This window comes from Aeromonas sp. S15(2024) (assembly GCF_041402265.1).
Classification (GTDB): Bacteria; Pseudomonadota; Gammaproteobacteria; order Enterobacterales; family Aeromonadaceae; genus Aeromonas; species Aeromonas dhakensis.
This window is the reverse complement of sequence record NZ_JBGLQY010000001.1, coordinates 378,955-396,960: the sequence shown is the minus strand read 5'-3', so window position 1 is coordinate 396,960 and position 18,006 is coordinate 378,955. Positions and strand designations below refer to the sequence as shown.

Here is an 18,006-nt window from a genome sequence, read left to right as displayed (position 1 = left end):
ACGCCCTAGCACGGCAAACTCAACGAGGATAAAACGATGAAAATGAAAATGGCACCCACCCTGATTGCTCTGGCCATCGCAGCCATGGGCACCACCACCGCTCAAGCCGCCAACGACTGGTACACAGGTATGGGCGCAGGTTGGGCTTATGGTCACGACCTGGACGACTTCGGCAAAGACGCAGACAAGGACGCCACCGCGCTCTCCCTGTTTGGTGGCTACAACTTCAACGAGAACTTCGGCGCCGAGCTGGGTTACCTCTATGCCGGCAAAGGCGGCGTTGACGGCGTTGACTTCAAGACCCAGGGCGCGACCCTGTCCGGTCTGGCCCGTCTGCCGCTCGGCGACATCTTCTCCGTGTTTGCAGAAGGCGGCGCCTACTTCAACCACGTCAACGGCAACGGCAGCAGCGACAACGGTACAGCCCCGCTGGCCGGTCTGGGCGTGACCGCCAAGCTCTCCGACCTGCTCGATCTGCAAGCCCGCTACCGCTACATGTGGAACCTGGGTGACGAGCAGAAAACCTGGGAAACCGACATGAGCGTGGCGACCCTGGAGCTGGTGATGCACCCGAACCGCACCACCTACGTTGCCCCCGTGCCCGCCCCGGCACCCGAGCCCGTTCCTGAGCCGGTGATGGTCGACAAGAACTTCTCCCTGAGCTCGGACGTGCTGTTTGCCTTCGGCAAATCCACTCTGAAGCCGGAAGGTGTGGCCGCCCTGAACACCCTGTATCAGCAGATCGTTGACGTTCAGCCCAAAGATGGCAGCGCCGTGGTCGTCGGTTACACCGACCGCATCGGCTCCGAAGCCTACAACCTGAAGCTGTCCGAAGCCCGTGCCCGCACCGTGGCCGACTTCCTGGTCGGCAAGGGTCTGCCGGCTGGCAAGGTCTCCATCGAGGGTCAAGGCAAGGCCAACCCGGTCACCGGTACCCAGTGCAACGGCATCAAGGCCAAGGCTCAGCTGATCTCCTGCCTGGCGCCGGACCGTCGCGTTGAAGTGCGCGTCACCGGTGTACAGCAAGTTCAACAGTAAGTCGTCAGCCCGCTGACCATGAAGGAGGCCATCAGGCCTCCTTTTTTATTCCCCTCGTCAGGCCCGCCAACCTGCTCCGCTTTTGTGCGCATTTCTGTGCACATTTCCTGCCAACCTGCCCCGTCAGCTGGTTAAACGCTCTGCATCACCTATAAATAGTGGTGGTTGTACTCAACAGGGCTTGCGCCCTACTACACCAGCATCGACGAGGATACGCGATGAACATAAAAGTAAAACCGGTTTGGATTGCATTGGCATTGGCGGCCACGGGTGCCCAGGCGGCGCCGGACAACGACTGGTACGCCGGGGTGGGTGGCGGCTGGGCCATCGCTCACGATCTGGGTGACTTTGGCAAGGATGCGAGCAAGGACGCCACCGCGCTCTCCCTGTTCGGCGGCTACAACTTCACCGAGAACCTGGGGGGGGAGCTGGGTTACCTGTCGACCGGCAACTGGGATGTGCAGGGCAATGACTTCAGCAGCCAGGGCGCCACCCTGTCGGTGATTGGGCGGCTGCCGCTGGGGGATATCTTCTCGGTGTTCGCCGAGGGGGGCGGTTACCTCTACCACGTCAAATCCGTCAACGGCGGTGACAACAACCTGGCTCCGCTGGCCGGCCTCGGCCTCACCGCCAAACTGCACGACTGGGTCGACATCCAGGCCCGCTACCGTTATCTGGTCCGGGTCGGCGACGATCCTGACAACGACAAGGTGGGCAGCGGTACCCAGCGCTGGGTCAGCGACATCAGCACCGCCACCCTGGAGCTGGTGATCCACCCCAACCGCAGCAAACCGGTCGAGCCGGCCCCCGCCCCCATGGTCGTTCCCCCGCCACCGCCCGCCCCCGAGCCGGTGGATCAGACTTTCAACCTGAGCTCGGACGTGCTGTTTGCGTTCGGCAAGGCGGATCTCAAGCCGGAGGGGATGCAGGCACTCGACTCGCTCTACCAGCAGATCGTCGACGTCCAGCCCAAGGATGGCAGTGCCGTGGTGATGGGTTACACCGACCGCATCGGGTCGGATGCCAACAACCAGAGGCTGTCGGAGGCCCGCGCCAGCACGGTCGCCAACTTCCTGATCGGCAAGGGGCTGCCCGCCGACAAGGTGAGTATCCAGGGCAATGGCGAGAGCAACCCGGTCACCGGCAGCCAGTGTGATGCCATCAAGGCCAAAGCCGCCCTCATCGACTGCCTGGCCCCGGATCGCCGGGTGGAAGTGCGGGTCACCGGCACCCAGGGGAGCGCCGCGCCCGCCGCACCTGAGATGCCAGCAGAGCAGTGAACCCGGTCGAGCAGAGGACCGGGCGTGTGACCAGGTGCAGATGACAGCGCGCCGGCCAGCGAGCCCGCCACGCCATGCACAAAAAAGGGATGCCGAGGCATCCCTTTTGCTTTGCTCCTTTGCGCAGGATCAGAAGGAAGTGCGGCGATAGCGACGGTACTCTGGGCGCCAGAAGTTCGCCTCGATGGCCTGATCGATCACCTCGTCCGGGGTCTGCACTGCCTTGCCCTGCAGCATGGCGGTCTTGGCCACCATCTTGGCGATGTAGCGGGAAACCTCATGAATGTCCGCCAGATCCGGCAGCAAGGAGCCCTCCTCCCCCTTCACCAGCGGTGAACACTCTGCCAGCGCGCGGCTGGCCGACATCAGCATGGCGTCGGTCACCCGGGTGGCACCGGCGGCGATGACGCCAAGGCCTATCCCCGGGAAGATGAAGGAGTTGTTGCACTGGGCGATGACGTAGCGCTTGCCCTTGTACTCCACCGGTGCAAACGGGCTACCGGTGGCCACCAGCGCCTGACCATCGGTCCAGCGGATGAGGTCGGCCGGGGTGGCTTCCACCCGGGAGGTGGGGTTGGAGAGCGGGAAGATGATGGGGCGGGCACAGTGCTTGTGCATGGTCTTGACCACCTCTTCGGTGAACAGCCCCGGCTGGCCGGAGACCCCGATCAGGATGTCAGGGCGACCGTGCTCCATCACCTCCAGCAATGAGATGTTGTCCCCCACCGGCCAGTCGGCGATCCGTTCCACCGGCTGGGAGAGACGGCGTTGGAAGTCGAGCTGGTTGGGGATCTTGTCGGTGATGAGGCCGAATCTGTCCACCATGAAGACCCGGCTGCGCGCCTGGGCATCGGTCAGCCCCTCGGCTTTCATCTGCGCCACTATCTGCTCGGCGATGCCGCAACCGGCGCTGCCCGCGCCGAGGAAGGCGACCCGCTTCTCGGAGAGCTTGGCACCGGAGGCCTTGCAGGCGGCGATAAGGCTGCCGAGGGTCACGGCGGCGGTGCCCTGAATGTCGTCGTTGAAGCAGCAGAGCTCGTTCTTGTAGCGATTGAGCAGCGGCATGGCGTTGTTCTGGGCGAAATCCTCGAACTGCAGCAGGATATCGGGCCAGCGGCGCTTGACCGCCTGAATGAAGGCGTCGACGAACTCGGCATACTCTTCGCCCGAGATGCGCGGATTGCGCCAGCCCATGTAGAAGGGGTCGTTCAGCAGCTGCTGGTTGTTGGTACCCACGTCCAGCACCACCGGCAGGCAGTAGGCTGGCGAGATGCCACCGCAGGCGGTGTAGAGCGACAGCTTGCCGATGGGAATGCCCATGCCGCCGATGCCCTGATCGCCGAGGCCCAGGATCCGCTCACCGTCGGTGACCACGATCACCTTGACGTTCTGCTTGGTGGCGTTTTGCAGCATGTCATCGATCCTGTCCTTGTCCGGATAGGAGATGAACAGGCCACGGGCGCGGCGATAGATGTTGGAGAACTCCTCGCACGCCTTGCCGACGGTCGGGGTGTAGATGACCGGCAGCATCTCGGTCAGGTGGTTGGTCAGCAGCCGGTAGAACAGCGTCTCGTTGGTGTCCTGGATGTTGCGCAGGTAGATGTGCTTGTCCATGTCGTTGCCGAACGCCATGAACTGACGGTAGGCCCGCTCGGCCTGCTCTTCGATGGTCTCGATATTCTGGGGCAGCAGGCCTTCAAGGTTGAAGTTGCTGCGCTCTTCGCTGGTGAAGGCACTGCCCTTGTTGAGCAGCGGGGTCTCCAGCAGGGCCGGACCGGCATAGGGAATGTAGAGGGGACGTTTCTGGTTATTATCTTCAAACATGGATCGGGTACCTAAACGATGACCTGGACGAAGGAGTTCGCCGATCCTATGGGCTTGCGCCGTTAATTTCAAAGAGTTTGCACATCCGTTGCAAAAGGTTTGCGACCTAGGCGACGAAAGGCGCCAGGGGTCAGACCAGTGAGCCGGCGAAAGCGGTTGGCAAAGTTGGCGCCGTCGCTGTAACCGACCCGGCCGGCCAGCTCGCCCAGCGGCCAGTTGGTATAGAGCAGCAGCTGGCGCGCCTTGTTCATACGAAGCTCGGTTAGCCAGGCCATGGGGCTCATGCCGAACACCTGCCGGCAGAGCCGGTGCAGGTGGGGCACCGAGCAGGCCATCTGGTCGGCCAGCAAGGCCACGCTCCAGGGCTCGTCGAGGCGTGCCTCCACCCGTCGAAACAACGCCTGTAACCGGAGCTCGGGGGTGCCGCGCACCTCCCCCTGCAGGGTACGCTCCAGGAGCGCCAGCAGCAGGCTCAGCAGCTGGGGCTGCAGCGGTGAACGCACCCCCTCCCCCTGCATCAGGCTAAGCAGATGATAGAGCGGCTCCCCCTCCTCCCCCTGCCAGATGCGGTGACCGAGCCGGTGCAGGTGCTGCCAGCGCGGCACGTCATCCAGCAGGATCCAGCTGGTGCGCCACTGCGCCCCCACCAGCTTGAGGCCGCCCGGCACTGCCGCCGGCAAGAAGATGAGCGAACCGGCCGGGATGGGCCGCTCGCCGTCATCGGTGAGCAGGGCGCCCCCCTCGTCGTGGCTCACCATCAGGATGTGGAACTCAGGCCGGTTACGGCGGATCAGGTAGTGATCGCGGATGTGCGAGAGCCCGGTCAGGAAGATGCCCGCCTCGCCGAGCAGTGGCAGCCCTTCTCGCCCCAGCATCCGCTCCTCGCAAGCCGGGGCGATTTCCAGACACTCGCTGACAAACGGCATAGCACCTCAACAGGATAGTTTTGCACAAGAAAGCCGAGAGAGGCTCACAGTGAAGCCACCCGCCACTCCCCCTATCATACCCATGACAAACCTTGCTTTTTAGCTACCCGGTTAACATAAATGAATTATTGGCAAGCGATTTTAAAACAAACCACCGATCGTGAGTTCATGACCCGATTGTGGCGGCTGGCCCTGCCGGTCTCGCTGCAATCCATGATGTTCTCCCTGCTCGGTCTCATCGACATCATGATGGTGAGCCAGCTTGGCACCACGGCTGTGGCGGCGGTCGGCTTGGGTAACCGGGTCTTCTTCTTCAATCTGCTGGTGATAGCGGGGCTCTCGGGCGGGGTCTCGGTATTGGCGGCACAATATTACGGTCGCGGCGAGATGGCCGGGGTGCGCCGCTCGCTGGCGCTGGCGCTGGTGGGCGCCCTGGCGGTGAGCCTGCCGTTTGCCCTCGTCTACCTGCTCTCACCTGGCAGCGTGCTCGGCTTTGCCAGCCAGGAGCCCGCGCTGCGCGAGCTGGCGGACGAGTTTTTGATGATCACCGGCGCCACCATCCTCTGCACCGCCGTGGTGGTGCCGCTGGAGTCGGCGCTGCGCTCGGTCGGCAATGCCGCCGCCCCCACCCGCATCGGCATCATCGCCATCATCGCCAACGTCATCCTCAACTACGCCCTCATCTTCGGTCATTTCGGCTTCGAGGCGATGGGGGTGGCCGGCTCGGCATGGGGTACCACGATTTCGCGGCTGCTGCAGACTGCACTGCTGCTGTGCTATGTGTGGCGCATCGAACCCCGCCTGATCCCGCGTAAGCAAGACTGGCTGGCCGCCTTCAAGCGCAAGGAGGTGGTGCGCTTCACCCTGATCGCCCTGCCGCTCCTGTTCCATGACGGGCTCTGGGCCTTCGGCATGCTGCTCTACGGCTTTCTTTACGCCCACCTTGGCACCGACTCGCTGGCCATCATGACTACCCTCGGCACGCTGGAGAGCATCCTCATCTCCCTCTTCTTCGGGTTGGCGGTGGCCTGCTCCACCTTGCTCGGCCACCGGCTCGGGGCGGAGGAGTACGAGGTCGCCTGGCAGCACTCCCAGCTCTTCCTGCTGCTTGCCCCCATCGGTGCCCTGCTGGTAGGGATCGCGGTCTGGCTGCTGCAGACCCACCTGCTGCAGTGGGTCGGCAACCTGCCGGGCGAGCTGATGACAGAGGCCGGCCAGGTGCTCGCCATCCTGTGTCTGGGGATGCTGCTCAAGGTGTTCAACATGGTGGGCATCGTCGGGGTGCTGCGCTCAGGCGGGGACGTCAACTACAGCATCTTCATCGACATCGTCGGCATGTGGTGCATCGGCCTGCCGCTCGCCTGGGGGGCGGTCAACCTGCTCGGCTGGTCCCTCTCCTGGGTGGTGGCGGTGATCCTGCTGGAGGAGCTCAGCAAGATGCTGCTGGTGCAGCGCCGCATCCGCCAGCGCCGCTGGCTGCGCAATCTGGTGCTGGGATAAGGGAAGAGAGCAAAGCGGGAAAATGCGGGGTCATATCAATGACAGAAAATCCCCGTTTGCAGTATGCTGGCCCCCTCTTCAATCAGAGGCAGGGCCGACCCTTATGCCCCCTGCCCAGTAGTCGTTTAAGGAGACGAGCATGCAACCACAAAAAGAGCTGATCACCGAGACTGCCCTGCTGGAGATGGCCAACAAGATCATCAAGGAACACGAAGACTTCATCCACGGCATGCGTGCCGATTCGGTGGAGCAGAAGGGGGAGATCCTGGTGTTCAAGGGGGAGTTCTTCCTGGCCGAAGATGGCACCCCGACCGGCAAGACCATGGCGGTGTTCAACATGTTCAAGCTGCTGGCCCAGCAGCTCTCCGGCAAGTACCAGCTGGGCTGAGCCCGCTCAACCCCGCTCAAGCAAGATGCCGCCCTCAGGCGGCATCTGTCTGTATGGCGGCGAGCGCCGCCGGCTTGCCACCCGGCTCCCCCACCACGCAGTTGCGCCCGGCCATCTTGGCCATGTAGAGACACTCGTCGGCCCGGTTGAGCAGGTCTTCGACCCCCTCGCCACGCAGGGCCAGGGTCAGGCCGATACTCACCGTCACCTCCAGCAGTTCATCGGAGGTGGGGCTCTTCACCAGCCGCGCCTCCACCGCCACCCGCAGCCGCTCGGCCACCCGCTTGGCCTGGGCCAGCTCGGCGCAGTCGGGCAGCAGAATGGCAAACTCCTCGCCGCCGTAGCGGCCCAGCACCATGCCGGGCTCCAGCTGCTCCGCCAGGGTCGCCGCCACCTCCTTGAGCACCGCATCCCCCGCCAGATGGCCGAAGGTGTCGTTGATGCGCTTGAAGCGATCCAGATCCAGCAGCAGCACAGCGAACGGCACCTGCTTGCGCACCATGTTCATCCTCGCCTTCTCCAGCTGCTTCATCAGCAGGCGGCGGTTCATCATGCCGGTCAGCTCGTCGGTGGTGGACTCCCGATAGAGCTGCAGCAGCATGTTGAGCTGGCCGCACTGCACCCAGCTGCTGGCCAGGGCAAACAGCCCCAGCAGCCAGATCTGGTTGAGGGTCTGCACGCTCCAGAGCGGCTGCCCCACCAGCAGCCAGTTGCCGGCCAGCATGGTGACCAGAATGCCCCCCGCCAGCTGCAGGCCGAGGGAGAGCGGAATGGGGAAGATGGCGAACAGACTGATGAGCAGGTAGGGGAAGGCCATGTAGCCCGCCTGCAGCTCCTGAGCCGCGCCGAAGCTGTGCAGGCAGATGAGGGAGAAGAGCATCATCACCGCCATCAGGTAGCCAAGCGCCAGCTTCATGCGTTCGCGTTTGAAATGGATGAGGTAGGAGAAGGGGATGAGCGGGGAGAGGGCGAGCAGGCAGAAGATCCGGGCCTGAAACAGTTCATCGAACTGGGCGGCAGGCAAGGTCAGCCAGTCCACCACCGCCCAGGCGGGCAGGCCCACCATCAGCAGACAGGTGAGCAGCCGAAGACGCACCGTCATAAAGCCCATGCGGGTCAGGGTAAAATCTTCGGAGTGGGCACGGGCACTCCAGAACTCCGACAGCTTCAGCATCCAGAGCCTCCAAATCGCAACAGAGGCCTCATTCTACGCCGTGCGGCGGCAAAATCCTATGCAACCCGGGCCATTTACGGGCGAGCGCCGTCACACAAACCGGCGGATCATAATCGCCACGCGCAAACGTTTCAACCCATGGAAAAATAAACCCGTTTCCAGCCGAATTAGCGCTGGTCAGCCCGTTCTCAATCACTAAAATAGCGCCCAATTTTCTCCCCCCCCCACACATTCGAGGTATTTATGGAACAGGCTGCCGCCGTACGCGCAACCCGAGAGGCCCATCCACCCAGACGAGCCCACAGCGAACTGGTCTACGGCATAGAGGATGTCCCACCCCTGCCCCAGACCCTGTTCGCCGCCCTGCAGCATATGCTCGCCATGTTTGTCGCCATCATCACCCCGCCCCTCATCATCGCCAACGCCCTCGGCCTCCCTGCCGCCGACACCCGCTATATCGTCTCCATGTCGCTGGTCATGTCCGGCATCGCCTCCTTCATCCAGACCCGCCGCTTCGGCCCCCTCGGTTCCGGCCTGCTCTCGGTGCAGGGCACCAGCTTCAACTTCCTCGGCCCCATCATCGCCTCCGGTCTCGCCCTCAAACAGGCGGCCATGCCCACCGAGGATCTGCTGGGCACCCTGTTCGGCACCATGCTGGCGGCCGCCCTCACCATCGTGGTGATGAGCCGCTTCCTGCACCTGGTCAAACGGATCATCACCCCGCTGGTGACCGGCATCGTCGTGCTGCTCATCGGCCTGACCCTCATCAAGGTGGGCCTCATCAGCATGGGTGGCGGCTACGGCGCCCTGTCGGACGGCAGCTTCGCCAGCCACACCAACCTCTTCCTCTCCCTGCTGGTGCTCGGCCTCATCGTGCTGCTGCAGCGCAGCCGCAACCCCTGGCTGCGCCTCTCCGCCATCATGATCGCCATGCTGGTGGGCTATGCGGTGGCGCTGCTGCTGGGCAAGGTCAACGCCCCCACCTTCGACGGCCCGCTGCTGATGGTGCCTGTTCCGCTGCACTACGGGCTCGGCTTTGACTGGCAGCTGTTCGTGCCGCTCGCCATCATCTTCGTGGTGACGGCGCTCGAGGCCATCGGCGACATGACCGCCACCTCCGACATCTCCGGCGAGCCGCTGGAAGGACCTGTCTACATGGAGCGGATCAAGGGAGGCGTGCTGGCCGATGGCGCCAACTCCATGCTGGCGGCGGTCTTCTCCACCTTTCCCATGTCCACCTTCGCCCAGAACAACGGCGTCATCCAGCTGACCGGGGTGGCCAGCCGCCACGTCGGTCTCTTCATCGCCGCCATGCTGGCCCTGCTCGGCCTGTTCCCGGCGGTGGCGAGCCTGGTGCAGCAGATCCCCGAACCCGTGCTGGGCGGCGCTACCATCGTCATGTTCGGCACCATCGCCGCCGCCGGCGTGCGCATCATCTCCCGCGAGGAGCTCGACCGCCGCGCCCTGATGATCCTGGCGGTGTCGCTGGCCATGGGCCTCGGGGTGGCACAGGTGCCGGAAGTGCTGCAGCACCTGCCGGATCTGGCCAAGAGCGTGCTCTCCTACGGTGTCGCCACCGGCGGCCTCACCGCCATCATCATGAATCTGCTGCTGCCCAAGCGCGCCGCCGCACAGGCCTGACACTCCGCCATCCTTGCACCAAAGCCCCGCCATGCGGGGCTTTACCTTGCCAGCCGCCACGGGTAGTGTGCTTGGCAGCCTCTGCTCAGGATGCCTTTCATGCCCTATACCCTGCTTCCCCCTCTGCCCAGCAACCACACCCCGGATCAGATCCTGGCCGAGGAGCAGCGCTGGCTGCGAGAGTGTGCCCATGACCGCCAGCCCCTCGCCCACCTCTGGCAGGCGCCCCAGAGCCTTATCGTCACCCGCAAGGACACCCGCTTGCCCCGCTACCAGGCCGCCTGCGAGCAGCTTGCCGCCGAGGGCTGGCCCGTGCATGTGCGCGACAGCGGCGGCACCGCCGTGCCCCACGGCGCCGGCATCCTCAATCTGTCGCTCATGCTGCCTCGCACCACCACGGATCTCGCTCACTACTACCGGCTGCTAGGGGCACCGCTGCTCGCCCTGCTGGGGGAATACGGTCTCGCAGGCAGCTATGACTTCGTGCCCGGCTCGTTTTGCGACGGCCAGTACAATCTGGTGATCGGGGGTCGCAAGGTGACCGGCACCGCCCAGCGCTGGCTGGCGCCGGGTCAGGATCACCACGGCGCTGTGCTGGCCCAGGCCATGCTGCTGGTGGCCGGCGACGTGGACGAAGGCACCCGGATGGCGAGCCGCTTCTACGAGCTGGCGGGTGGCGAGCTGCGCTTTCTGCCGGGCACCTCCACCACCATCGCACAAGCCATCGATTGGCAAGGGCGCGATGGCGAGCTGGTAGAGAGGGTGAAAGCCCGGCTCACCGCGCTGCTGAGCAAGGAGTGAGCACAGGCCCTGCAGCTAGGCTGCAGCAGCCTACTTCCCTCATAAAAGCACCCATAGAAAAAGCCACGACCCGGGTCGTGGCTTTTCGTTTGAATGCAGTGTCGTGGCATCAGGCCGTCTGTGGCTCGGGCTCGGACTCCGTATCGCTGTCCCGGCTGAAGTAAGCGCGGGTCTCGGCAATCACCACGTGGCGCAGGCCGATAAGGCCGATGAGGTTGGGCACCGCCATCAGGCCGTTGACGATGTCGGCCAAGAGCCAAATCATGTCCAGATGCAGGAAGGCGCCGCACGCCACCAGCACCAGGTAGACCAGGCGGTAGGGCTTGATCGCCTTCACCCCGAACAGGTACTCGGTGCAACGCTCGCCGTAGTAGTTCCAGCCAAGGATGGTGGTAAAAGCGAAGAACAGCAGGCCTATGCTCACCAGATACTGGCCGACATGGGCATCGAGCCCCTGGGCGAAGGCCAGACTGGTCATGGCCGCGCCGCTCGCATCGCCGCTCCACACCCCGGTCACCACCAGGGTCAGGCCGGTCATGGTGCAGATGATGATGGTGTCGATGAAGGTGCCGGTCATGGAGACCAGCCCCTGCTCCACGCAGGAATCGGTCTTGGCCGCCGCCGCCGCGATGGGGGCAGAACCCAGTCCCGACTCGTTGGAGAAAACCCCGCGCGCCACCCCGGACTGGATCGCCAGCATGATGCCGGCACCGACGAAGCCGCCGGTGGCCGCATGGCCGGTGAAGGCGCTCTGCAGCACCAGCGCCACTGCATCCGGCAGGGCGGCGGCGTTGCTCACCAGCACGCCGAGGCAGGCAACGATGTAGAAGATGGCCATGAAGGGCACCACCTTGCTCGACACGCTGGAGATGGACTTGATCCCCCCCAGGGTCACCAGTGCCACGATCAGGGTCAGCAGCACGGCGGTCACTTCACGGGGCACCGAGAAGGAGAGGCTCATGGCGTCACTGATGGCGTTGACCTGGGGGAAGGTGCCGATGCCGAAGAAGGCGACGCCGATGCCAAACAGGGCGAACAGTTTGGCGAGCAGCTTGGAGCCGAGCCCCTTCTCCAGATAGTACATGGGGCCGCCCGCCATCTGGCCGTTGGCGTCCTGCTGGCGATATTTGACCGCCAGCAGGCACTCGGCGTACTTGGTGGCCATGCCGAACAGGGCGGCCATCCACATCCAGAACAGGGCGCCCGGGCCGCCCAGCTTGATGGCGGTGGCGACCCCGACGATGTTGCCGGTGCCTATGGTGGCGGAGAGGGCGGTGCAGAGCGCGCCAAAGCTGGAAACATCCCCCTGCTTGCCCTGACCCTGATCGCGGCCAAAGACCAGACGCAGGGCGAGCGGCAAACGCACGATCTGAAGCAGACCCAGACGCAGAGTGAGGTAGACGCCGGTCCCGACCAGCAGGATCAGCAGGGGTGGCCCCCAGATAAAGCTATCGATGGCGGCGAGCGCCGATTGAATTGATGACATGCATCCTCCTTAAGAAACAGAAATTAAGGAGGAGAAGGATGATCTTCCCATAGGTGTCGCGATCCCCAGAGGCGATCGGATGCGGGCCAAAAACGTGTTCACACTCTTGCTGCGAGGCCGTGATCAAGGCTCATGCGCTGCTCGAAAGCCTCATGTATTCACATACACTCCGGTTCCTGCGCTGCTCTTTACCTTGCTGACGACCTCTCGTTACAGACCGTGAACAGTTCCAAGCTCAGGTACAACCATCCCATCCCCTCTGTCCTTTTGCCTGAGAGTTTCCGGCGCCAGATTGCGATGCAATCACGGTGCCTTGCTCCTTCGGCGCCCGATTCAACGGGTCTCTCCAGAGTATCGTCCAGTAGCAGTCCACACCGGTTGCCCGGTACCTGAAAGATTCACTTCTTCGGTGGATGGTTGCCCATCGCTCTCCTGCTACCTTCATCCGAACTAGTTTGGATTAGGAAGCGGGCATGGTAATCCAAAAAGTGTGAGCTGTCTTCCACTCGCGCCCACTCGTCGCCGATTTTTTCGATCCCGGCCAGGCTGAGGCCGAATGTTATTTGTTCGTTAACTATCAATACGTTAGGCAAGGTTGCCTGCACAGCCTGCCGCTCGCTGGTCAAAACATGGGCCATATCAAGATGGTCTTTCGTCTCGACCAGAAAAACTTGCCGACATATCCAATCAAAAAGGTTGCGCACAAACGCAATAAGCCGATAATCCCGCGCATAACTAAGCACTTCGCAAGGAAGTTATGCAGTGTGCCTGGTTGGTCCCACCGGACCGCTCGCCTGACCCGGCCGTCGCCGGTTCAATCGCATATGGCTTGGGCATATCACGCCCCCTAAGGATGACCAAAAGAGAATGAACGAGACCCTGGTTGCACAAGATTACCGTCAGCTGGTTGAACAATTCGGCTCCCCCCTGCTGCTGCTCGACAAGGCAGCCGTCCGCAAACAGTATCGGGCCCTGGCCGCCGCCCTGCCCGATGTACGATTGCACTATGCACTCAAACCCCTGCCCCACGAGGCAGTGGTCTCTGTCTTGAAGGAAGAGGGGGCCTGTTTCGATCTGGCCACCAATGGCGAAGTGGATCTGGTGCGCAGTCAGGGTGTCCGCCCGGGGCGCTGCATTCATACCCATCCCATCAAGCGCGACAGCGATATCCGCTATGCGCTGGAGTACGGCTGCACCGTGTTTGTCTACGACAACCCGCTGGAGCTGGAGAAGTTCCTGCCTTACAAGGACGAGGTGAAACTGCTGCTGCGGGTGAGCTTCCCCAATCCCGAGACCAAGGTCGACCTTTCCAAGAAGTTCGGCTGCACTCCGGAGCAGGCGCTGCCGCTGCTGCAGCTGGCCCATGCCAAGGGGATCAAGGTGATGGGACTGTCGTTCCACGTCGGCTCCCAGGTGCCCCATGCCCGTCGCCACGTACAGGCCATCGACGCCTGCCGCGAGATCATGGAGCAGGCCTGGGAGCTCGGCCTCAAGCCCTGGGTACTGGACATCGGCGGCGGCTTCCCGGTGGATTATGAGGGCGGCGAGTTCGACATCGACGGCTTCTGCGCGCCGATCCGCGAGGCGCTAGCCAAGCTGCCGGCTACCGTGCAGAAGATTGCCGAGCCGGGCCGCTTCATCAGCGCGCCGGCCATGACCTCGGTATCCAGCGTGATGGGCAAGGCCCATCGCGGCGACAAGATCTGGTACTACCTGGATGACGGTCTCTACGGCAGCTACAACGGCCAGCTCTATGACCACGTCACCTACCCGGTGAGCACCCCGCTGGCTCGCGGCGAGCTGCACAACTCTGTGCTCTCCGGCCCGACCTGCGACAGCGTGGATGTGATCCGCGACGGCATCATGCTGCCTGATCTGGCCATCGGCGAGCTGGTGGTGGGCCGGGTGATGGGGGCCTACACCTGGGCATCGGCCTCCACCTTCAACTTCTTCCCCAAGGCAAACATCCTCATTCTGGACAGCTGCCAGAAAGGACAGAAGATGGTTGCCGTGGCCTGACAACAGGCCGAATGCAAAGAGTGGAAGCCGCAGTTTCCACTCTTTCGTGGCATTATCCGGTTAAAACCAGTGCAAGTCTGTTATTGCATGCAAGGTAACTCGACCGTCTGGTATGACTGTGTTTGACATGGTTGGTAGGATTGGAGCCAGGGAGTTTCTCTGCTCACAGCTAGAAGAACTACCATGACTAATCCCAGCAACCATATACCCGAACAGCGTATTAAGGAACTCGAGCAACAATTTGTACTCTTAATCCAGAAAGCCCAGTTTTTTGAGGTCGTCGTCAAAGCACTCAAAAGAAACCACCCAGTGCATCTTGTAAAAAGCGACTCGACAAGTCAACAGGCTTGCCTGTTTCTGGGGATAAACCGTCGGGCTTATTACAAGTGCAATCGGGTCGCCGACCTCCTTCACACACAGAAGTTTTAGGTGTTGGGGTTTTGCTGCGACAGCCACAAGTAAGCGCCATAACCCGGAAGATGCATTATCCGTTGAATGGTTAAGACGATACCGTGCTGATAGTTGGGATAGACAGGCTGTTTGGGATATTAGTCGAGCCCTGCCTGTTGATTCTATTAATGATGAGATATTCCCCCACAGCTTCATCCTTCTATTTTACTGTCCCCCCAGCTTGTGCAAGGTAAGGCCGGAGCCGACCACCCTGGCGGCTATGGTTCTCAAATAGGAATCAATCAAATGGCGTGATGACGGGGAACTCATCCGCAACGCGGCCTCGAAGTATCGTGTTGCTCGGGCTTGTATCTGTCTTTGCATGAGCGGCACGGGGCGGAGCTCGATAACAGATGGCTATAACTGTTACCGAATACATTGGCTGGACAGGTGAACGGGATTCTGAAATGAAAATTGCTACTGAGAAGCCCACAGGATCTGGCGAAAGCGAGTGAGACGGGACGTGAGGCAGCGGATATATACCATTTGGAGCTATCACATTATGTATTGAAATACAGAACCCCCGATGCGGTACATCCGAGATTCTGAGTAACGAGAAGCAAGTCGAGAATGTATAACCCTCTTTCAGAACAGGCCTATCCCATCTGCCGCAGGGTCGGGAAGCATCATTATCCATTCAGCCCCCACGGATCGGACCGTCATCCCCCAGCTGCATACCCTCAGCAGCGGAATTGCCCCACTTTCTCCTTGAGATCCCCCGACAGCTGCTCCAGCTCGTGACAGTTCTGGTTGAGCTGGGTGGCCGCCCCGGTCGATTCGGTCGCGATATGGGCGATGTTGACCACGTTGCGGGTGATCTCCTCGGCCACCTTGCTCTGCTCCTCCGCCGCCGTGGCAATCTGGGTATTCATCTCGTTTATTACGTTGACCGAGCTGACGATCTCGCCGAGCGCCTGACCACAGGCCAGCACGGTACGGTTGGACTCCTCCACCTGCTCCAGCCCCTGCTCCATGCTGCTGGCCGCCTGATTGGCCCCCTGCTGCAACTTGACGATGGTCTTGCCGATCTCTTCGGTGGAGCGCTGGGTACGCTGGGCCAGGGTGCGCACCTCATCGGCCACCACCGCAAAGCCACGCCCCTGATCCCCTGCCCGCGCCGCCTCGATGGCGGCGTTGAGTGCCAGCAGGTTGGTCTGCTCGGCGATGCCGCGAATGGCGTCCATCACGCTGCCGATGTCCCGGCTGTCATCTGCCAGCTGGGTGATCATGGCCGCCGTGTTCTGGATCTGGGAGGAGAGGTGTGACATGCGCGCAATGGCATCCTCCACTATCTGATGGCCGTGCCGCGCGCTGTCGTCGGCATGACGGGCCGCATCGGCCGCCTGGTTGGAGCTGTTGGCCACCTCGGCTACCGTGCTGCTCATCTGGTTCATGGCGGTCGCGGTCTGATCCGTCTCCGCCTGCTGCTGGGCAAACCGCTGGCGGCTCTCGACCCCGATATGGGCCAGCTGGGCCGAGGCCCTGGCAAGCTGCTCGGCGGTCTCGTTGATTTGGGCGATGAGGCCGCGAAAATGGCGGATCACCTCGTTGAGGGAGTGCGCCAGACTGCCCATCTCATCCTTGCGCAGCACGGGGGCCAGCCGGCTCAAGTCGAGATCCGTCTGCATGCCGCGCAGGATCTGCCCCATGGCCGCCAGCGGCTGGCTGACGCTGCGCCCGGCCCAGATCCCGATGAACAGGACGCTGCCCCCCACCACCACAAACAGCGCGACAAACAGCTGGGTCAGCTGCTGCCTGAGCTGGTTGAGCTCGGCCACGTTCTCTTCCGCCTCCTGCAGCTGGAACGCCACCTGATCGCTCACCGCATCGCTGACCGGGTCGATCACCTGATAGAGCGGCATGATGGCGGCGGCGAGCGCCGCGTTGTGTTCGCCCGGCGAACCGTCCAGCAGCCCCATCACCTTTTCTATCTCCCGGTTGGCGGCGGCAAACAGCGCCTCCACCTTGTCCGCCCGCCTGCGCTCCTCGTCACTCATGTCATGGCTGCGATACTGGCGCCAGATGGTGGCGATCTCCTGCTGGGCGGCGCTCATGTCGGCCTTGGAGCGAGCCGGCTCGAAGCCCCCGACGTTGGCCTTGTTGGCGGCATCGATCACCTTGACCGCATAGAGATCGGCGATCTGCTTGAGCTCCTTGAGCTGGACCACCTCCCCCTGATACATGGCGTTGATGCCGGTCATCAGCCGGGACATCGCCTGGGTTGCTCCTATGACCAGCAGCAACAGCGCCAGCAGGGGAACAACACAGCCCAGGATCAACTTCTGCCTGATTGAAATACCTTCCATGGCTTTCTCTCCACTGAAACAGATTGACTGGTCTGAGCCAGCCGCCCAAAAAGCGGTTTTGCCAGACGAAGCGAGCTGCCATAATTGACTGCAAATACCTTTGCAATATTTGGCCCAAATGCAAACACTGCAAAATCACTTCCTGCTCGCCATGCCGAGCCTCACCGACCCCTATTTCGAGCGCTCGCTGGTCTATCTGTGCGAACACAACGAAGAGGGCGCCATGGGGCTGGTGGTCAATATTCCGGTGGACATGTCGCTGGAGACCATGCTGGATCAGCTCAAGCTGGCACCGCCCGCCAACCCGGAACTCAAGCAGCCGGTGCTGCAGGGGGGGCCGGTTCACGCCGATCGCGGCTTCGTGCTGCACAGCTTCCGCCCCGGTTTCAACTCCACCCTGCAGGTGGGGGACGAGCTGATGGTCACCACCTCCAAGGACATACTGGAGACCCTGGGTACCGAGGAGGCACCGGCGCACTGGCTGGTGGCGCTCGGTTACGCCGGCTGGAGCGCGGGGCAACTGGAACAGGAGCTGGTGGACGGCGCCTGGCTGGTGATCCCCCCCAATCCGGATCTGGTGTTCAAGACCCCCATCCACCAGCGCTGGCAACGCGCCGCCGCCAGCATCGGGGTCAATCCCGTTCACCTATCCAGCGACATCGGCCACGGCTGATGCAATCTGCTGTGCAATTTGCGACGCATTCTGAGGAAATTACCCAATGTCATCACGCAGTATCATGGGCTTTGACTACGGCACCAAGAGCATAGGGGTCGCCATCGGTCAGGAGCTCACCGGCACGGCCCGCCCGCTGCGCGCCCTCAAGGCCAACGACGGCATCCCCAACTGGGACGAGATAGACAAGCTGCTCAAGGAGTGGCAACCGGACCTGCTGGTGGTGGGTCTGCCGCTCAACATGGACGGCACCGAGCAGGAGATCACGGTGCGCGCCCGCAAGTTCGGCAACCGCCTGCACGGCCGCTTCGGCAAGCAGGTGGAGTTCAAGGACGAGCGGCTCACCACTACCGATGCCCGCGCCCGCCTGTTCGAACAGGGTGGCTATCGGGCGCTGGAGAAGGGGAGCGTGGATGGCGTCTCCGCCCAGCTCATCCTGGAAGCCTGGATGGAAGAGCAATACGACTGATCTGCCGGGGTGAGGCGCTCGTGCGCCTCAC

The 18,006-nt window shown here is 62.6% G+C and carries 14 protein-coding genes and 1 riboswitch; of the genes, 9 read left to right on the top strand and 5 right to left on the bottom strand.

What is annotated here, in order from left to right:
- Positions 1 to 36 precede the first annotated feature (36 nt).
- Together ompA and ACB033_RS01840 are read left to right on the top strand one after the other, a co-directional pair.
- Complete coding sequence (gene ompA / locus ACB033_RS01845; RefSeq protein ID WP_017783398.1) at positions 37 to 1,038, top strand: porin OmpA; 1,002 nt, start codon at positions 37 to 39, stop codon at positions 1,036 to 1,038.
- Positions 1,039 to 1,256: 218 nt separating this feature from the next.
- Positions 1,257 to 2,318 carry an OmpA family protein gene (locus ACB033_RS01840; protein WP_026458916.1) on the top strand — a complete coding sequence of 354 codons (1,062 nt, stop codon included), beginning with the start codon at positions 1,257 to 1,259 and terminating at the stop codon, positions 2,316 to 2,318.
- 129 nt (positions 2,319 to 2,447) lie between these two features.
- Here the strand turns inward: ACB033_RS01840 and ACB033_RS01835 are convergent, their stop codons facing one another.
- Together ACB033_RS01835 and ACB033_RS01830 are read right to left on the bottom strand one after the other, a co-directional pair.
- Positions 2,448 to 4,142 carry an NAD-dependent malic enzyme gene (locus ACB033_RS01835; protein ID WP_017765762.1) on the bottom strand — a complete coding sequence of 565 codons (1,695 nt, stop codon included), beginning with the start codon at positions 4,140 to 4,142 and terminating at the stop codon, positions 2,448 to 2,450.
- A gap of 68 nt (positions 4,143 to 4,210) precedes the next feature.
- A complete protein-coding gene (locus ACB033_RS01830; protein WP_162518775.1) occupies positions 4,211 to 5,068 on the bottom strand; it encodes an AraC family transcriptional regulator in 858 nt (285 codons plus the stop codon).
- A 120-nt stretch (positions 5,069 to 5,188) separates the two neighbouring features.
- Between ACB033_RS01830 and ACB033_RS01825 the strand changes: the two genes are divergently transcribed.
- Together ACB033_RS01825 and ACB033_RS01820 are read left to right on the top strand one after the other, a co-directional pair.
- Positions 5,189 to 6,568 (top strand): MATE family efflux transporter, encoded by a 1,380-nt coding sequence (locus ACB033_RS01825; RefSeq protein WP_054545327.1) that lies wholly within the window; start codon positions 5,189 to 5,191, stop codon positions 6,566 to 6,568.
- Between the two features lie 139 nt (positions 6,569 to 6,707).
- Positions 6,708 to 6,956: a YciN family protein gene (locus tag ACB033_RS01820; protein ID WP_005298586.1), complete on the top strand. Its 249-nt coding sequence runs from the start codon at positions 6,708 to 6,710 to the stop codon at positions 6,954 to 6,956.
- 34 nt (positions 6,957 to 6,990) lie between these two features.
- Here ACB033_RS01820 and ACB033_RS01815 read toward each other — a convergent pair whose 3' ends face one another.
- Positions 6,991 to 8,130 (bottom strand): diguanylate cyclase, encoded by a 1,140-nt coding sequence (locus ACB033_RS01815; RefSeq protein WP_371140298.1) that lies wholly within the window; start codon positions 8,128 to 8,130, stop codon positions 6,991 to 6,993.
- Between the two features lie 243 nt (positions 8,131 to 8,373).
- Between ACB033_RS01815 and ACB033_RS01810 the strand changes: the two genes are divergently transcribed.
- Both ACB033_RS01810 and ACB033_RS01805 read left to right on the top strand, forming a co-directional pair.
- Complete coding sequence (locus tag ACB033_RS01810; RefSeq protein ID WP_017765758.1) at positions 8,374 to 9,771, top strand: nucleobase:cation symporter-2 family protein; 1,398 nt, start codon at positions 8,374 to 8,376, stop codon at positions 9,769 to 9,771.
- Positions 9,772 to 9,870: 99 nt separating this feature from the next.
- The gene (locus ACB033_RS01805) at positions 9,871 to 10,572 is read left to right on the top strand and encodes a protein ligase (RefSeq protein ID WP_139725078.1); all 702 of its coding nucleotides are present in this window, start codon (positions 9,871 to 9,873) and stop codon (positions 10,570 to 10,572) included.
- 109 nt (positions 10,573 to 10,681) lie between these two features.
- Here ACB033_RS01805 and ACB033_RS01800 read toward each other — a convergent pair whose 3' ends face one another.
- Positions 10,682 to 12,058 (bottom strand): sodium:alanine symporter family protein, encoded by a 1,377-nt coding sequence (locus ACB033_RS01800; RefSeq protein WP_054545330.1) that lies wholly within the window; start codon positions 12,056 to 12,058, stop codon positions 10,682 to 10,684.
- A gap of 249 nt (positions 12,059 to 12,307) precedes the next feature.
- Positions 12,308 to 12,418: riboswitch (glycine riboswitch) on the bottom strand.
- 507 nt (positions 12,419 to 12,925) lie between these two features.
- Between ACB033_RS01800 and ACB033_RS01795 the strand changes: the two genes are divergently transcribed.
- On the top strand, positions 12,926 to 14,077 hold the full coding sequence (locus ACB033_RS01795) for a type III PLP-dependent enzyme (protein ID WP_139432108.1): 1,152 nt from the start codon (positions 12,926 to 12,928) through the stop codon (positions 14,075 to 14,077).
- A gap of 1,130 nt (positions 14,078 to 15,207) precedes the next feature.
- On the opposite strand, the gene ACB033_RS01790 is transcribed toward ACB033_RS01795, so the two are convergent.
- Positions 15,208 to 16,833 carry a methyl-accepting chemotaxis protein gene (locus ACB033_RS01790; RefSeq protein ID WP_139725077.1) on the bottom strand — a complete coding sequence of 542 codons (1,626 nt, stop codon included), beginning with the start codon at positions 16,831 to 16,833 and terminating at the stop codon, positions 15,208 to 15,210.
- Between the two features lie 118 nt (positions 16,834 to 16,951).
- Between ACB033_RS01790 and ACB033_RS01785 the strand changes: the two genes are divergently transcribed.
- A complete protein-coding gene (locus tag ACB033_RS01785; protein ID WP_005303325.1) occupies positions 16,952 to 17,506 on the top strand; it encodes a YqgE/AlgH family protein in 555 nt (184 codons plus the stop codon).
- Positions 17,507 to 17,552: 46 nt separating this feature from the next.
- Positions 17,553 to 17,975: a Holliday junction resolvase RuvX gene (gene ruvX, locus ACB033_RS01780; protein WP_005303327.1), complete on the top strand. Its 423-nt coding sequence runs from the start codon at positions 17,553 to 17,555 to the stop codon at positions 17,973 to 17,975.
- Positions 17,976 to 18,006: the final 31 nt, after the last annotated feature.

Excerpts from the sequence above, each read along its gene's own strand:
- ruvX (WP_005303327.1), top strand. The coding sequence starts at position 17,553 with ATGTCATCACGCAGTATCATGGGCTTTGACTACGGCACCAAGAGCATA.
- ACB033_RS01815 (WP_371140298.1), bottom strand. The coding sequence starts at position 8,130 with ATGCTGAAGCTGTCGGAGTTCTGGAGTGCCCGTGCCCACTCCGAAGAT.
- ACB033_RS01830 (WP_162518775.1), bottom strand. The coding sequence starts at position 5,068 with ATGCCGTTTGTCAGCGAGTGTCTGGAAATCGCCCCGGCTTGCGAGGAG.
- ACB033_RS01805 (WP_139725078.1), top strand. The coding sequence starts at position 9,871 with ATGCCCTATACCCTGCTTCCCCCTCTGCCCAGCAACCACACCCCGGAT.
- ACB033_RS01800 (WP_054545330.1), bottom strand. The coding sequence starts at position 12,058 with ATGTCATCAATTCAATCGGCGCTCGCCGCCATCGATAGCTTTATCTGG.
- ACB033_RS01785 (WP_005303325.1), top strand. The coding sequence starts at position 16,952 with ATGCAAACACTGCAAAATCACTTCCTGCTCGCCATGCCGAGCCTCACC.
- ACB033_RS01825 (WP_054545327.1), top strand. The coding sequence starts at position 5,189 with ATGAATTATTGGCAAGCGATTTTAAAACAAACCACCGATCGTGAGTTC.
- ACB033_RS01820 (WP_005298586.1), top strand. The coding sequence starts at position 6,708 with ATGCAACCACAAAAAGAGCTGATCACCGAGACTGCCCTGCTGGAGATG.
- ACB033_RS01810 (WP_017765758.1), top strand. The coding sequence starts at position 8,374 with ATGGAACAGGCTGCCGCCGTACGCGCAACCCGAGAGGCCCATCCACCC.
- ompA (WP_017783398.1), top strand. The coding sequence starts at position 37 with ATGAAAATGAAAATGGCACCCACCCTGATTGCTCTGGCCATCGCAGCC.
- ACB033_RS01795 (WP_139432108.1), top strand. The coding sequence starts at position 12,926 with ATGAACGAGACCCTGGTTGCACAAGATTACCGTCAGCTGGTTGAACAA.
- ACB033_RS01840 (WP_026458916.1), top strand. The coding sequence starts at position 1,257 with ATGAACATAAAAGTAAAACCGGTTTGGATTGCATTGGCATTGGCGGCC.
- ACB033_RS01790 (WP_139725077.1), bottom strand. The coding sequence starts at position 16,833 with ATGGAAGGTATTTCAATCAGGCAGAAGTTGATCCTGGGCTGTGTTGTT.
- ACB033_RS01835 (WP_017765762.1), bottom strand. The coding sequence starts at position 4,142 with ATGTTTGAAGATAATAACCAGAAACGTCCCCTCTACATTCCCTATGCC.